Origin of the sequence: Rhodococcus sp. WB9, from assembly GCF_007558985.1 — a bacterium.
Lineage (GTDB): Bacteria > Actinomycetota > Actinomycetes > Mycobacteriales > Mycobacteriaceae > Rhodococcus_F > Rhodococcus_F opacus.
The window spans coordinates 7265694-7280124 of the sequence record NZ_CP041769.1 but is presented as its reverse complement, the minus strand read 5'-3'; the positions used below and the strand labels follow the sequence as shown (position 1 = coordinate 7280124).

Sequence of the window (14431 nt, the reverse complement as noted above, 5' to 3'; positions counted from 1 at the left end):
AAGCCGTGCCTGACATGCAGGCACGGCTCGTCGACCTCGGCCGAGCTATCCGACCGTTGCGGCGGTGGAATCCTCGGCGGGCACGCCCGTTCGGATGAGCCGATCGAACGCGCTCAGCGCTGCCGTTGCTCCGGCACCGGCGGCGATCACGATCTGCTTGTACGGCACGGTGGTGCAGTCGCCGGCAGCGAACACGCCGGGCACCGACGTCTGGCCGCGGTCGTCGATCGCGATCTCGCCGCGGTCGGACAACTCGACCGACCCGGCCAGCCACTCGGTGTTGGGCAGGAGGCCGATCTGGACGAAGACACCCTCGATGTCGAGCGTGCGCGAGGCGTCGGTCGTGCGGTCCTGGTAGGTCAGACCGGTGACCTTGTTACTGTCCCCGAGGACCTCCGTCGTGAGCGTGCTCAGGAGGATGTCGGCGTTGGGGAGGCTGCGCAGCTTGCGCTGCAGCACCTCGTCGGCGCGGAGCACCGAGTCGAACTCGACGAGCGTGACGTGCTCGACGATGCCCGCGAGGTCGATGGCTGCCTCGACGCCGGAGTTACCGCCACCGATCACGGCGACGCGCTTGCCCTTGAACAGCGGTCCGTCGCAGTGCGGGCAGTAGGTCACACCCTTGTTCCGGTACGCGTCCTCGCCGGGCACGTTCATCGAACGCCACCGCGCACCCGTCGACAGGATCACGGTGCGAGCGAGTAGAGAAGCGCCGCTTTCCAGTTCGATCTCGACGAGTCCGTTCTCGGTGGCGGCAGGCACGAGCTTCGCGGCACGCTGAGTGTTCATGATGTCGACGCCGTACTGACGGACGTGATTCTCGAGCGCCGACCCGAACTGGGGCCCCTCGGTGTAGGGGACGGAGATGAAGTTCTCGATCGCCATGGTGTCGAGCACCTGACCGCCGAAGCGCTCAGCGGCGATGCCGGTGCGAATTCCCTTGCGCGCGGCGTATACCGCGGCCGCGGCGCCGGACGGTCCGCCTCCGACGACGAGCACGTCGAACGGATCCTTCTGCGCGATCGCCGCGGCGGCGCGGTCGGCGGCACCGACGTCGAGTTTGCCGGCGATTTCCTCCAGGCTCATCCGGCCGGAGCCGAAGAGTTCGCCGTTGAGGAAGACCGTCGGTACAGCCATGATCTGGCGGCCGTCGACCTCGTCCTGGAACAGGGCGCCGTCGATCGCGACGTGACTGATGCGCGGATTGAGCACGCACATCAGATTCAGGGCCTGCACCACGTCGGGGCAGTTCTGGCAGGACAGCGAGAAGTAGGTCTCGAAGTGGAAGTCGCCGTCGAGGTCACGGACCTGCTCGAGCAGTTCGGGAGCCTCCTTCGACGGGTGGCCGCCGACCTGGAGCAAAGCGAGTGCGAGCGAAGTGAATTCGTGGCCGAGCGGGATCCCGGCGAAGCGGACCTCGGTGTCGGTGCCACTGCGGCGGACGGCGAAGGACGGGCGTCGCGCGTCGTCGTCGCGGCGTTCGTAGGTGACCTTGTCCGACATCGCCGCGATCTCGGTGAGCAGTTCGGCGAGTTCGGTGGACTTCGGACCGTCATCGAGTGAGGAGACGAGCTCGATAGGCAGGGTCAGCCGTTCGAGCAGGGACTTGAGTTGGCCGGCGAGCGAGGCTTCGAGCATGCGGATCTACTCCATCGATCGGGAGGAAAGGGATCGGAAACCGGAAACCAGCTCTGGGCGGTCCGGAAAGTGTTGGTGCGACACCGATTGCCCCCACGGGAGCGGAGCACCGGGAACCGCGCGCACGGGCTCAGAGGAATCCGAGCCCGTGCCTACGGTCGACTGGGCTACGTCAGATCTTGCCGACGAGGTCGAGCGACGGAGCGAGGGTCTCTTCGCCCTCTTCCCACTTGGCCGGGCAGACCTCGCCCGGGTGCGAGCGGACGTACTGAGCGGCCTTGACCTTGCGGACCAGCTCGGCGGCGTTGCGGCCGATGCCTTCCGCGGTGACCTCGGTGAACTGGATGACACCGTCAGGGTCGACGAGGAAGGTGCCGCGATCAGCCAGGCCCTCGTTCTCGCGCAGAACCTCGAAGTTCCGGCTGATCTCCTGCGTCGGGTCACCGATCATCGCGTACTTGATCTTGCCGATGGTGTCGGACGAGCCGTGCCACGCCTTGTGCGTGAAGTGGGTGTCGGTGGACACCGAGAAGACCTCGACGCCGAGACGCTGCAGTTCCTCGTGGTGATCGGCGAGGTCGCCGAGCTCGGTCGGGCAGACGAAGGTGAAGTCGGCCGGGTAGAAGTAGAAGACCGCCCACTTGTCCTTGATGTCGTCCGCGGACACGGTGATGAACGCGCCGTCCTTGAAAGCGGACGCCGCGAAGGGCTTGATCTGCGTGTTGATCAGGGCCATTGGAACCTCTATTCGTAAGACTGGAAGCCGACAGCGACGAGGCTATCCAGCAGATTGGAATAGGTCCAATCTATGAGACCTATTCCATAGATTGGGTGGGGCTATCAATGGTCGCCGAATCGGCAGCGCTGCAGGTCAGTGCCGCTCTCCACCCACACCGCCCGAGGTACTCCCCGGACGTGCGGTGTGACGACCGTGACACCCGGGCGAGATCACCGTGCGGGCACCACCCGGCTGTCCCGGACGTCGCGCCCATAGCGTTCCTCGGCGACCGCGATCGCGGAGCCCAGCACATTCCGTCCATCCGGCGTGACGAGTCGCGGAGGAAGGGGGACCGGCAGACCGGCACCGGCCGCGACCCCGGCCAGTGCGGCACCGAGCAGAAACGAACCCTCGGTGCCGGTCGCGCCTGCCGGGGGAAGGTCCGGCAACTGCAGAGGGAGCCGCGCCGGGGTGCGGTGCCCGGCCCGGCCGATGTCCACCGTCGTCCCCGCGCACTGTGCCTCGACGAGATCGGCCACCAGCCGGGCATCGCCGGACGCGGAGGCGAGACGGAACGCCAATTGCATCGCCGGATCGGCGATCTCGCGGTTCCACTGCTCGCGCTGACGCCCGTTCGGGAGTGTGCACCGCACGGCGTCGATGGCGATCGCCGCGGGCACCGCGAGCGCGGTGGCTCGTGCCCGCACCGCGCTGTCGGGGGTGCCGGACACCGCGAGCGCGGATTCGAGGAGGGCTGCATGCCAGAAGTCGACCTGCGCGCAGTGCAGCCCGAGCCCCAGCCCGCGATACGTGTCGAACGCGGCGGCGAGCAGTGTCTTTCCCTCGTCGGGCCGCCCTTCACCGAAGGCGACGGTGGCGAGGCGGGTCTCGACGTCCGCGACGTCGAGTACCGCTCCGGAACTCCGGAAGTAGTCGAGACTGCAGCGATAGAGTGTCGACGCGCGTTCGGTGTCACCGCGGCCCTCGGCGAGGAAGGCCAGCACCTTCGACCCGATTCCCGCTCGGTGGCCGATCCCGGCGCGCTCGAAATACGTCTGGCTCGACAGCAGCAGCGGTTCGGCGTCGTCGGGCCGCCCCGAGCGGACGTGCATGATGCCCAGGTTCTGCTGTGTTTCGGCGACCGCGTTGACGTCGCCCGCCGTCTCGAACGCGTCGAGCGCCTGGCCGGCGAAGTCGTCGGAAAGGTCGAAGCGCCCGGTCTCGAAGTGGATGGCGGCCAGGTTCATGAGCGGGTGGCCCGCCAGCGCGGGGGCGAAACGCACCGCCGCGTCGAGGGACTCGGTGGCAATCTCGGCCGCGTGCGCCCACTGCTGCCGGTGCATCGCGACCGCGGTCAGTGACAGCAGGCACGCGACCCGCAGGTCGCCTTGATCGTCGGCTGCCGCGAGCAGTCCCCGCGCCTGCTCGAGCGCGTCCTGCGCATCGTCGAGGTCGCCGAGGTGCTGCAAGGCCTGCGACAGGTTGACCAGCGCCGCGGGACGCATCCGGATCGCGTCGGCCGGCATCACCGCGAGGGCTTCCCGGTAGAGGTCGATTGCCCTCGTGTGATCGCCCAGCTCGTCGGACATGCTGGCCGCGTTGATGATCGCGCTCGTCCGCAGATCGCCGGTGGTCGAGCGGGCGACCCGCTCGAACGTCCGGAGTGCCTCGGCGACCTCTCCGCGGGAGTACGCTGCCGCGCCGGCCGCGAGGAGGTCGCGCGCCGTGTCCGGGCCGAGCGTCTGATCTCCCACGTCAGAAGTCCGAATCCGACGCGGCCGCCGCTATCTCCGCGAGCAGAGGTGAGTCCGGCCCGTCGTCCGGCGCCGTCTCCGCAGCCCGGCGTAGCCGCCGGCGGACCAGGGCCCGAACCCGCTCCCGGACCTCCGAACCTCCACCGTCCGGCCGCCCGTCCACACCGAACCCGGGCAGATACACGTCCACAGACACCCCCGATTCCGAGCCCTGCGGTGCGGCCGACTCGCCGAACCAGGCATCCCCGGACAGTCGCAGCGCGATATCGACAGCGCCCGATGCCGTGCCGACCAGCGCGTGGGGACGCACATGCTCCGGCACGGGTTCGGAGAGGCCCGGTGCCGCAACGACACTCACCCGCACGGTCGTGTTCCCGGCGGCGCGCACCACCACCCACGACACCGCGCGCTCGGACGCGTCGACGAGTCCGGGTGGGTACCGGCGCCAGTCGGATCCGGTGGTACCCCGCGCCAGGACGAGCGTGCTCGATAGCGTCGCCGCGGCGCCGGCCGCGAGGGCGTAGTCCTCTGCCCGGCCGGGACGGTCGGCGAGCGCCGGGCCGGTCGGCGCGACGGAGTCGTCCCCGTCGACGAGCAGATCGCATTCCCCGACGAGCGTGTCGATCTCGCCGTTCAACAGCCCCTCGTCGAGTGGTGGGACGGCGTCGATCGTCGAGGTGGGCCACCACCGCGCCGCCCAGTGCGCGAACGCGAGTCGCCGTGCACCGTCGGCCACCCGAGGGCGCGCCGGGGAAACCGTGACGTCACGTCCGGATCCGGCCGCCACGGCGAGCGCCACCTCCTCGCCGAACACGGCCCACACCCAGTCCTGCGCCGAAGCGACGTCGTCGAGCACCGCGACCGGGACCGTATGGTCCGCGAGCACACTCCATGACAGGTGCCCGCCGACGACTTCCAGCACTGCCACGTCGATGCCTGCGGTGTCGTCGAGGACGCTCGGTGCGTCGTCGGGGGTGATGATCCAGACCCCGTCGGGCGCGCGCTCGATCCGCAAGGTGCCGGTAGTCAACTCGCCCTCGATTCGGGAGCATTCGCCGCGTCTGTGAGCGGAATTGCGCTGAGCGCCTGCTTGACCCGCATGCGGTGGTCGAGGATGACCGATCGCGCCACGCCGTCGAGGAGGTCCCAGAGTTCGTCGGGTCCGTGGACGGCGAACTCGCGCACGTCGCGGCCGTGGAGGCGGACCCACAGGCGACGGAGGTAGGGCCGCCACGGCTCGAGGAGTTCGGCGGCGATGGCCGTCAGTGGATTCGCTGCGGGCAGCGACGCGGCGTCGGCGCTCACCGCGAGGCGGCGTGCCTGCAGGACGTACGCCTCCCGTTGCCAGCGACCGTTGATCACCCGGACGGCGGTGGTGTCCGTGGCCGCGGGAGAAGACGGCGTTCCGATCGGACGGAGACCGGTCGCCAGCGCGGCACCCGTCGTCGCCGCGACCCGCAAGGATTCGTCGAGAAGCGCCCAGGGCGAGCAACTTCGGGCGATCTCGGTGGTGACCAGTTCGTGGATCGGTGGCAGTTCCGTACGGTCGGTCGACGCGCGGAGCACCGTGAAGACGCGTTCGTAGACGGATCGGTCGAACGGGAGTCCGAGGGTTGACGTGGACGCCGATGACCCCAGCCGCGGCGGCACTGGCACGGGATGCGCTGTCAGGCCGAGCCGGTGGGCCGTGACCTCGATTGTCCAGAGTGCGATGCCGTGGTGGGTTCCCGCATGCCCGGCGACCAGGCTGTCGAGTGCGTGCCGTCCGTCGTCACCGTCCTGCTCGAGGCGCGCGCCGGGACAGGCGTCGAGGACCGCGTCGATCGCGGCGGCGTGGTCACCGGTGGCCGCGCCCGACAGCGGACGCCGTCCCCACGCGACGTCGATCAGGGCGTTCAGTTCCCGTGCCCGTTCCGGGTCGGTGACGTGGGCCTTCAACGCCTGAGTGGTGCGGCCGGCCGCGACATCGTGCACGTCGCGCAGCGTGTCCTCGGCGACGGACTCGTCCCGGAGCGGGTCGGGTGAGCCCGAGCCGGTCGCAAGTTCGAAACAGCGTTGGAAGTACAGGTCCTGGGGGTTGCCGTCGGTGATGCGCAGCGCTCGGCGAACCCGCTTGAGCAGCGTGAACCAGGCGGCGGTGGCGCGGAGCACGTCGGCAGAGGCGTGCACCTCGGTGGCGAGCAGCTGCGCCCCGTCGGCCGTGACGATCGGCCCGGCGCACAGCGGGTTCTGCACCGGGCGGATGACGAGCGGATCGAGGATCAATTTCACGGTGCGGCTCAGTGGTCCGCCGTCCGGCCCACTGAGCGGTTCGACGCCGTCCAGCTCGCGCCACACCTCGTCGAGGACCATCGCGCGCGGTCGCCGAGCAGCCGTTGAGCTCCTCGATCCAGTCCGCATTCGAGCAGGTTACCGCAGGGATGCCCCGTCGACCCGTCGACAAATCTGGGATCGGTAGGGCGCGAGACGTTCCTACCTTTCTCACATCGGCTCCAGTCCGCGAGCCGAAGGAATCGACGACGGGCGCCGAGCGCCCCTCACGAAACGTGAAGGACGGATCATGAACAAGATCGTTCGGACTCAGAAGCGCGTCTACACCGCCGGCATCGTGGCGGCGGCCGCTGTCGCCCTGCTCGTCTCGGGCTGCGGCGACACCAGCGACAGCGACTCCGGCGGTGGAAGCTCCGAACAGTCCCCGGCCGCCGCGTCCGAGGCAGGCGCGTCCTCGGCCGCGGTCGACGGCAAGGCACTGGAAGCCGACTTCGACGCCACCTGCGCCAAGCAGGGCGACACCCTCGCGTTGGCGCTGGCAGACACCGCCAACGCGACGTACGGCGACCTGGCGGTCTCCGCGACCATCACCGGCACGGACACCGTGCAGGCCGTCGGGATCGCGGGCAGCAAGGGCGGGTCGAACGGCCTCCCGTACGCCCTCGGCTTCGGCCAGGGAATGCCCGGTGGCTCCGCGACGGTCGTGAAGGACGGCGACACCTACACGATCACCGGCGAAGGCGTCGGGGCGCCCGACATGAGCAACCCGACCGCGCCGAGTTCGTCGAAGTTCGACATCACGTTCGCATGCTCGACCGTCGTGGGCGGCTGAGCCGGCTCACCCGGGACGCGCGCGGGAGTCGAGTTCGCGCGCGTCCCACCCGTTCTTCCACCCAGTTCAGGCACGGAGAGGGCTCATCGTGAAGAAGATCGTGCGTACCGCCGCCCTGGTGTTTCTCGTCGGGTCGGTCGGCTACTACCTGTGGTACGGCCTCGGCGATCGGGGGCGGACGAACTACGGAATCGACGCGCTGTCGTGGGTCGGCCCGCAGATGATCTGGCCGATCGTCGCGGTCAGCGTGGTCGTGGTCTGTTTCGCCGTCACCGGCGACAGTGTGCTGGCAGCGTTCACGGGGCGGAACAGTGCCGCGTTCCGGCACGGCGCGGTCGGGATCGGGACGGTGCGGTCGGTGCGCCAGACCGGCATGACGCTCAACGATCAACCGGAAGTGCGGATCGACCTCGGCGTCGAGGGCGCCGACGGCAGGATCTTCGAATCGCACGCCAGGATGATCGTGCCGCTGACCGAGTTGGCGCTTCTCCGTCCGGGGGTCGTCCTGCCCGTCCGCTATCTTCCGGACCGCACCGACAAGGTCGAGATCGATCGCTCGGGCGACATGTCGACGGCGCAGGATGCGTTGAACCGATCCATGATTCGTCAGGGGATCACCACCCCGGGCAAGCTCGACATCGCGGCCCGCGGCATCCCCGCGCAGGCGGTGGTGCAGTCGCTCAGCGTGCCCGGCGAGATCCGAAACGGGAATTCGAAGGTCGAACTCGGGCTGGCGGTCACCCGGCCCGACGGCACGACGTTCACCACCCGTATCGAGAAGTTCCTGCCGCCGCGCAGCGTCGGGCACGTCCAGGTCGGCCGGGTGGTGACGGTCCACTATCTGGCGGCGAACGAGCAGGAGGTCGTCATCGCCCTCCCGGCGAATGTGTGATCAGTCCTCGGCCTCGTTCCGGGGCGGAAGTCCCAGTGACCGGACTAGGAGCAGGAGTTGCTCGCGCAGCGGCCCCACGTCGCCGACGGCGGCGGTGAGGGCCGCATCCTCCTTCTCCAGGGTGAGCAGGCGGCGGTAGATCGCGCGGCCCGACTCGGTGATCGCGACCCGTTTGCGCCGCTCGTCGAGTGGATCGGTTTCCCGGGTGACGTACCCGGCGCGTTCGAGGCGGTCGATGGTGCGGCTGATGGTCTGGTCCGTCACCCGCGAGACTTTCGCGATGTCCCGCTGCGAGGCAGGCCGGTCGGCGATCGTGTGCAGGCAGATGAGGCCGGCGTGGGTCATGTTCTGTGACCGGAGAATGTCCTCCCACGAGTGCTCGACCAGCCGCGCAGCCGTGGACAACAGCCGTCCGGTAGGCCAATCGTCCATGCCGTCGCTCATCATTTCTTCGCCTCCATTTGCAATTTGCTCAGCAGGCTGAACAAAATAGGAACATCGCAATCCGGACATCCGGACGTCGAACCGTCCAGCATTGGAGAGCACGTGACCACAACTGCCCGCCCGCGCCCGGTTCGTCGCCTGCGGTGGATTCTGCCAGCCCTGCTGGTGATCGTCTGGCTGGCCGTCGGCGGTTTCGGCGGCCCGTTCGCCGGCAAACTCTCCGCCGTCCAGCAGAACGACAGCACGTCCTTCCTGCCCGCGTCGGCCGAGGCCACCGAGGTGGCCGCCCTGCAGAAGGGCTTCACTGACACGCAGTTCGTGCCGGCGATCGTCGTCGCCGAACGCACGTCGGGGATCACCGCGGCCGACACCGAGTTCCTCGCCGGCACCGCGGCCTCCTTCGCCGGTTCGGAGGGATTCGGCGACGAGGTGTCACCGCCGATCCCGTCCGCCGACGGCCGGGCACTGCAGCTGTTCGTGCCCGTCGACAGCGCCGGCGAGGTCGGCGACAGTGTCACGGAACTCCGGGACGCGCTCGATGCCGCACCGGACGGTCTCACCGTCCTCGTCACCGGACCCGCCGGTCAGGTAGCGGATCTGTCCTCGGCGTTCGCGGGAATCGACGGACTGCTGCTCCTGGTGGCGGGTGTCGTCGTGATCCTCATCCTCATCGTCGTCTACCGCAGTCCGATCCTCCCGTTCGCGGTGATCACGTCCGCGATCTTCGCGCTGGGACTGTCGAGCCTCCTCGTGTACCTGCTCGCCGACGCCGGTGTGATCGCACTGAACGGCCAGAGTCAGGGAATCCTGTTCATCCTGGTCTTCGGTGCCGCGACCGACTACGCCCTGCTGCTCGTGTCCCGCTACCGCGAGGAACTGCGGATCGAGCAGGACAAGTACCGCGCCATGCGGACCGCGTGGCGGGCGACGCTGGAACCCGTCGCCGCCTCCGCGGGCACCGTCATCGCCGGCGTGCTCTGCCTGCTGCTGTCCGATCTCAACTCCAACCGCGGACTCGGGCCCGTGGCGGCCATCGGCATCGCGGCGTCGTTCGTCGCGTCCATGACATACCTCCCCGCGGTGCTCGTACTCCTCGGCCGGACGGCGTACTGGCCGAGCCGGCCCGCGTTCGACGCACGGCACGCAGAGAAGGACGAAGCCGCAGACCACAAGTTCTGGGCCGCGCTCGCGGCACGGATCGGTGCGCACCCACGCCGGTTCTGGGTGGCGTCGAGCCTGGTGCTGGTGCTCTTCGCGCTCCTGATGCCCCAGTTCGAAGCGAGTGGTGTCGCCGAGTCGGAGACGTTCCTCCTCGACGTCGATTCCGTTGCGGGCCAGCAGATTCTCGGCGACCACTTCGACGCCGGCTCCGGTTCGCCGGCGGTGATCATCGCGAACGAGGGCTCCCGCGATGCGGTAGCCGACGCTGCCCGGGTCGACGGAGTCGGCGACATCACCGTGCTGTCCGCCCCCGGCACGCAGGACCCGCTGGTGGTCGACGGCCGGGTGGCGATCGAAGCCACCCTGACCGATCCGGCCGATTCCCTCGCGGCCGAGGACACCATCGTCCGCCTGCGTGAGGCCGTCCACCCGATCGACGGCGCCGACGCCCTGGTCGGCGGCACCACCGCCACGGACCTCGACACCAAGACCACGTCGACGCGTGACCGCACGCTGATCATCCCCGTCGTGATCCTCGTGGTGTTCGCGATCCTGTGCCTGCTGCTGCGTTCGCTACTCGCGCCGCTGCTGCTGATGGGAACGGTGGTGATGTCCTTCGCTGCGACGCTGGGCGTCTCGTCCCTGGTGTTCGAGCACATCTTCGGATTCCCGGGTGCCGATCCCGTGGTCCCGCTGTTCGCGTTCGCGTTCCTCGTCGCCCTCGGAATCGATTACAACATCTTCCTCATGACCCGGGTCCGGGAAGAGGCGCGGCGCATCGGAACCCGGCGCGGCGCGTTGCGCGGCCTGACCGTCACCGGCGGAGTGATCACGTCGGCGGGAGTGGTTCTGGCGGCGACCTTCTCGGCACTCGCCGTCATTCCGCTGATCTTCCTCGCGCAGATCGCCTTCATCGTGGCGTTCGGCGTGCTCCTCGACGCACTCCTCGTGCGGTCACTCCTGGTGCCCGCCCTCACCGTCGACATCGGGCAGAAGATCTGGTGGCCGAGCAAGCTCGCATCGGCACCGGAGCCCGACGAGAACGTCTCTGCGGAGCCGGAATTGGATTCGAGTCGTATGTGAGCGCGCTCGGCGAATGCCGCAAGCGTGATGCCTGCCTGTTCGCTCATGGTCGCGCAGCGTTGAACCCTGCCGCCCTTCTTCTGGGACTGTCCCAATCGGGAGTGGCGCGATCGCGAGGATCGCCGACCAACTGGGTATCCATCCGGAGACCGATGATGCGAAGTGGATCGCTGCACTCGAACGTGAGGTGCGGGAACAAGCGGGCCAACCAGATCTTGAAGACGGCGTGCGCATTTTTCGTGGCAGCGGGCCTCGTCCCCCGCAAGCGGGAGGTGCCCCTACGCAAACTGAAGTGCTCGTCGACTACATCGACGCACACAAGGCCGACTACGGGGTCGAGCCGATCTGCCGAGCTCTCGTCCAGGCCGGCGCGGAAGATCGCCCCGTCGACGTGCTGTGCCGCGAAAGTCCCGGCCGCCGTCGGCCAGGGCGGTCCGAGACGCCGAACTGATACCGAGATCCACCGTGCGGGGCGGCCTCGACGGCGCGATGCGGGCGGGCGTTGACCTTCTCGCCCCACCACTCACATGCGTCGACGAGCTCGGCGAAACTCGGGTATTCCTCGGTTCGCCTCGGTCGGCACCAGATCGGCCTTCGCGATTTTGACCGTGTGCTCGGCGCCGCCCTTCGATTCCTGGTCGAACGGTTCACACGTGTGCACGACGCAACCGTAATGCTTTCCTGCGGAGACGATGTCGGGGTGGCGGACGGGGCCGCCGGCGATCCGGTTCATCGTGACGGTTCGGGGATTGTCGGTCAGCAGATACGTCGGTGCCCGATCGATCCGGCGCAGTGTGGTGTCCAGGTCGGTGTCGGTTCGGCGACGAGCGGGATGCTGGGGTGGTGGGCGTGTATCCAGTGGATGAGGGCGGTGCCGATGCCGTGTTGTCGGCAGTGGGGTCGGTGGCGAGGTGCAGCAGCATCAGCTGATCCGGTGCGGTGCGGTATCCGATCCCACCGACCGGCAGCCGGAGGTTCGGGCGACGGCGAGGACGGCGGATCCTTTCCAGTAAGGCACGAGGGCCACGTCTCGTCGCCGAGCCTGGCTCGATTAACGGCACAGCGGGACTGCACAGTACAACTTGAATGTCGGTGCAGTCAGTAGGGAGGCGACCACGGCCGGTGATCGTCTGGAGGTCCAGTTCTGCGACCCGGGCACGACCTCGACCGCCGATCCGGCCCGTCCTGGCCTACCTCGATGAGGTGACGGCCGTGGCGGAAGCGGGACATGTGCGGTCGCTTCTCGAGCTCGAGAGTTACCGTCCCGTGGTTGGTCGACCTCCGCACCGGTTCCCGCCGGGTTACGTGTCGAGAGATGGCTCCGCGAGTTCACCTTAGGTAAGTTGTGGTTGCGGGGCGCGGCGGGTTTTTTCGTGGGCGCTGCTGCGGTCTCCGCGAGTGGTGGACGGCGACGAAATGTGTCTCATTCGCCCGCCGGCTTCGAGTGGGTGGCTCCTTCGTGGTACCGGGCGCCGGGGGCGGCGCTCACAGCCCGACGCGTAAACCGCCACCTCGGCCGTTTGACGAGCACAAACGATGGAGGATCGATGCCGACCAGTAGGAACAACGCGAACAAGAACGCTGGCTCCGAACCGAAGCTCCTCTCCGGCGGGAACCCGCAGATCCCGAAGGGGGAGGATGACGGACAGGTGCAGTCCTATCGCCGCGATGCCCGAGTGGAAGCGCTCGCTGGGCGAGCGGCTCGATAGCCTGATCGTGCGGACCGTCCCCGATGTGCACAAGGCCGTGAAATGGAACAACCGTTTTACGGGCACGACGGCGAGGGCTGGTTCCTCAGATTCCGCTGCTATACGAAGCACGTCCAGGTTCAGTTCTTCCGTGGGACCTCGCTGGACCCAGCGGCGTCCGCGCCGTCCCGCGCATTGCGCTACTGCTGTGTCCACCCTTGTGAACCCTTTCCTCCCCGTACGTGCCTTAGTTGCCGGCGCCGCCGTGTGTCGTCGGGGCAGCGCACGACGCCCGGCACACGGGCCGGACACCGCAAGAAACCCCGCCCGTCGAGTGAGCGAACCAGCGCTTGTGACCACAGCAAGGTGCCGTGGATGTGAACTGCGTGGAGTCGAGTGAAGTCGGCCAGCGCGATGTCGGCGGTGGCGTCGTTCATGACGGTACCGGCGCAGTTCACCAGACCGGCCACCGGCGGGGCCGCCTATTCGATCTGCGCCCGTGCGTCCTTCTGATGCCGGATCGGTGACGTCGCAGGCGATGAGATGTACTCGATCAGTGAAGGCCGGGGGCCTCGCCAGCGCCGAGGTCCACCAGGACGACCTGGCGCTTCGGACAATCCTCAGAAGGGTACGCGCTGTCGCAAGCCCGATCCCGCCGCGGCCTTCTGTGACGATCGTGGTGTTCACGCCCGTCTCCTCACGTTCAGATGGACGCCGGAACTCCGGTGCGCCCGACCTGCGCGACGGCCACATGAGCGGTCGAGCGTCCTTCGTGAAACTCTTCGAGCGTTGTTGTGTTGCAGCAGAGGTAGAGGGTGTCGAGGTTCTCTCCGCCGAATGCGCACGCCACTGCCCACGTGTCGGTGACCTCGACCTTATCGGTGATCTGGCCGCCTTCGACGACCCGATAGAAGCCACTGTCGGCGCCGAGGGTCAACGCGTTCCCGAACCAGAGGCCGCCGTCACTATCCAGGGCGATGCCATCGGGATGAAACGATTCGTCGAGCTGCGCCCATACTCGGTGGTTGGTCAGACCGCCATCTTCCGCCATGTCGAACGCGCTGATGCGGTGCGGGAAGGTTTCCGCGACCAGCAGGGTGCCATGGGGGGTACGTGCGCAGCCGTTGGGGAAGATCAGATCTCCAGGAACCTGCGAGACGCTGCCGTCGGCCCGGATGTGGACGAGGTGAGTCGGCTTCGGATCCTCTTCACCGAGCGCGAATCCGAAATTGCCGACATAAGCGTCGCCCGCCGGTGACACATACAGGTCGTTGCCGATCCCTCCAGCCAGTGCGCTGAAATCGGCATACTGCTCGAGCTTGCCGCCGGCGGTGATGCGATACACCGACCGCTCGTTCTGCGAGACGACAAGGGGGGTCCCGTCGGGTAGGAAACCGAGTCCGGACGGTCGGCCGGGCACTTTGGTTATCGGCGTTGCGGTGCCGTCCTCGGCGAAGGTGAGCACCTGTTCGCTGAAGAAGTCGCTGGCCCAGAATTTTCCGTCATGCCAGCGAGGTGCCTCGAGAAACTGATGCCCGGTCGAGAATACTGTGGGTTGGTAGGTAGCCATCGCGTGAACTCCTTAGTCCGTGCGGGTTGAGGTACTGGGTGATTGTCACTCGGCTGTCAGGAATTGGGTCCCGAGCCAGGATTCACACTTGGGCACGATTGTGGACTGGATCAGCTCCTTGTGGAGAGGGTGGTCGAGATACTGCTGGAAGTCGGCTTCGTCCTGGAAATGGGCAACCAGTGCGTAGCCGGCGTTGTTCGGTCGCGTTCCGAGGTCGATACCGTGTCGGACATTGCGCGCGTACGGTATTTGGTCGACGAAGAATTTGAAATCCTTTTGGAATTCGTCGATTTCACCGGTCGAGATGGACGGCTTGAAGGTGAATGTCACGACATGTATGAGCATGTCTACCCTCGGGTTCTGTTCGGGTGGCTGGTCAG

General features: G+C 67.7%; 12 protein-coding genes. 4 read left to right on the top strand and 8 right to left on the bottom strand.

Features of this window, described 5'->3' with window-relative positions; all coding sequences use genetic code 11:
- Nucleotides 1–45 precede the first annotated feature (45 nt).
- From ahpF to FND50_RS33890, 5 genes are all read right to left on the bottom strand, one after another.
- A complete protein-coding gene (ahpF, locus tag FND50_RS33910) occupies nucleotides 46–1638 on the bottom strand; it encodes an alkyl hydroperoxide reductase subunit F (RefSeq protein ID WP_144288653.1) in 1593 nt (530 codons plus the stop codon).
- Between the two features lie 172 nt (nucleotides 1639–1810).
- The gene (gene ahpC, locus FND50_RS33905) at nucleotides 1811–2374 is read right to left on the bottom strand and encodes an alkyl hydroperoxide reductase subunit C (protein ID WP_144288652.1); all 564 of its coding nucleotides are present in this window, start codon (nucleotides 2372–2374) and stop codon (nucleotides 1811–1813) included.
- Nucleotides 2375–2586: 212 nt separating this feature from the next.
- A complete protein-coding gene (locus FND50_RS33900; protein ID WP_144288651.1) occupies nucleotides 2587–4110 on the bottom strand; it encodes a lipopolysaccharide assembly protein LapB in 1524 nt (507 codons plus the stop codon).
- Between the two features lies 1 nt (nucleotide 4111).
- Nucleotides 4112–5140 (bottom strand): hypothetical protein, encoded by a 1029-nt coding sequence (locus tag FND50_RS33895; RefSeq protein ID WP_144288650.1) that lies wholly within the window; start codon nucleotides 5138–5140, stop codon nucleotides 4112–4114.
- On the bottom strand, nucleotides 5137–6462 hold the full coding sequence (locus FND50_RS33890) for a hypothetical protein (protein WP_144288649.1): 1326 nt from the start codon (nucleotides 6460–6462) through the stop codon (nucleotides 5137–5139). Before FND50_RS33890 ends, FND50_RS33895 begins: the two co-directional genes overlap by 4 nt.
- 208 nt (nucleotides 6463–6670) lie before the next feature.
- Here FND50_RS33890 and FND50_RS33885 point away from each other — a divergent pair, with 208 nt between their 5' ends.
- On the top strand, nucleotides 6671–7213 hold the full coding sequence (locus FND50_RS33885; protein WP_144288648.1) for a lipoprotein LpqH: 543 nt from the start codon (nucleotides 6671–6673) through the stop codon (nucleotides 7211–7213).
- A gap of 88 nt (nucleotides 7214–7301) precedes the next feature.
- Entirely contained in the window at nucleotides 7302–8105 is an 804-nt protein-coding gene (locus FND50_RS33880; RefSeq protein WP_144288647.1) for a hypothetical protein, read from the top strand.
- On the opposite strand, the gene FND50_RS33875 is transcribed toward FND50_RS33880, so the two are convergent.
- Nucleotides 8106–8552 (bottom strand): MarR family winged helix-turn-helix transcriptional regulator, encoded by a 447-nt coding sequence (locus FND50_RS33875; protein ID WP_144288646.1) that lies wholly within the window; start codon nucleotides 8550–8552, stop codon nucleotides 8106–8108.
- 99 nt (nucleotides 8553–8651) lie between these two features.
- On the opposite strand from FND50_RS33875, the gene FND50_RS33870 reads away from it, so the two are divergent.
- The gene (locus FND50_RS33870; RefSeq protein WP_144288645.1) at nucleotides 8652–10793 is read left to right on the top strand and encodes an MMPL family transporter; all 2142 of its coding nucleotides are present in this window, start codon (nucleotides 8652–8654) and stop codon (nucleotides 10791–10793) included.
- A gap of 292 nt (nucleotides 10794–11085) precedes the next feature.
- A complete protein-coding gene (locus FND50_RS36405; protein ID WP_186301193.1) occupies nucleotides 11086–11244 on the top strand; it encodes a hypothetical protein in 159 nt (52 codons plus the stop codon).
- Nucleotides 11245–13184: 1940 nt separating this feature from the next.
- Here FND50_RS36405 and FND50_RS33850 read toward each other — a convergent pair.
- Together FND50_RS33850 and FND50_RS33845 are read right to left on the bottom strand one after the other, a co-directional pair.
- Nucleotides 13185–14051, bottom strand: coding sequence for an SMP-30/gluconolactonase/LRE family protein (locus tag FND50_RS33850; RefSeq protein ID WP_144288644.1), 867 nt, complete (start codon nucleotides 14049–14051; stop codon nucleotides 13185–13187).
- 45 nt (nucleotides 14052–14096) lie between these two features.
- Nucleotides 14097–14381 carry a Dabb family protein gene (locus FND50_RS33845; RefSeq protein WP_186301192.1) on the bottom strand — a complete coding sequence of 95 codons (285 nt, stop codon included), beginning with the start codon at nucleotides 14379–14381 and terminating at the stop codon, nucleotides 14097–14099.
- Between the last annotated feature and the right edge of the window lie 50 nt (nucleotides 14382–14431).

Bases quoted from the DNA above. Each gene is read 5' to 3' on its own strand.
- ahpF (WP_144288653.1), bottom strand. From the start codon at position 1,638: ATGCTCGAAGCCTCGCTCGCCGGCCAACTCAAGTCCCTGCTCGAACGG.
- FND50_RS33875 (WP_144288646.1), bottom strand. From the start codon at position 8,552: ATGATGAGCGACGGCATGGACGATTGGCCTACCGGACGGCTGTTGTCC.
- FND50_RS33885 (WP_144288648.1), top strand. From the start codon at position 6,671: ATGAACAAGATCGTTCGGACTCAGAAGCGCGTCTACACCGCCGGCATC.
- ahpC (WP_144288652.1), bottom strand. From the start codon at position 2,374: ATGGCCCTGATCAACACGCAGATCAAGCCCTTCGCGGCGTCCGCTTTC.
- FND50_RS33890 (WP_144288649.1), bottom strand. From the start codon at position 6,462: ATGGTCCTCGACGAGGTGTGGCGCGAGCTGGACGGCGTCGAACCGCTC.
- FND50_RS33850 (WP_144288644.1), bottom strand. From the start codon at position 14,051: ATGGCTACCTACCAACCCACAGTATTCTCGACCGGGCATCAGTTTCTC.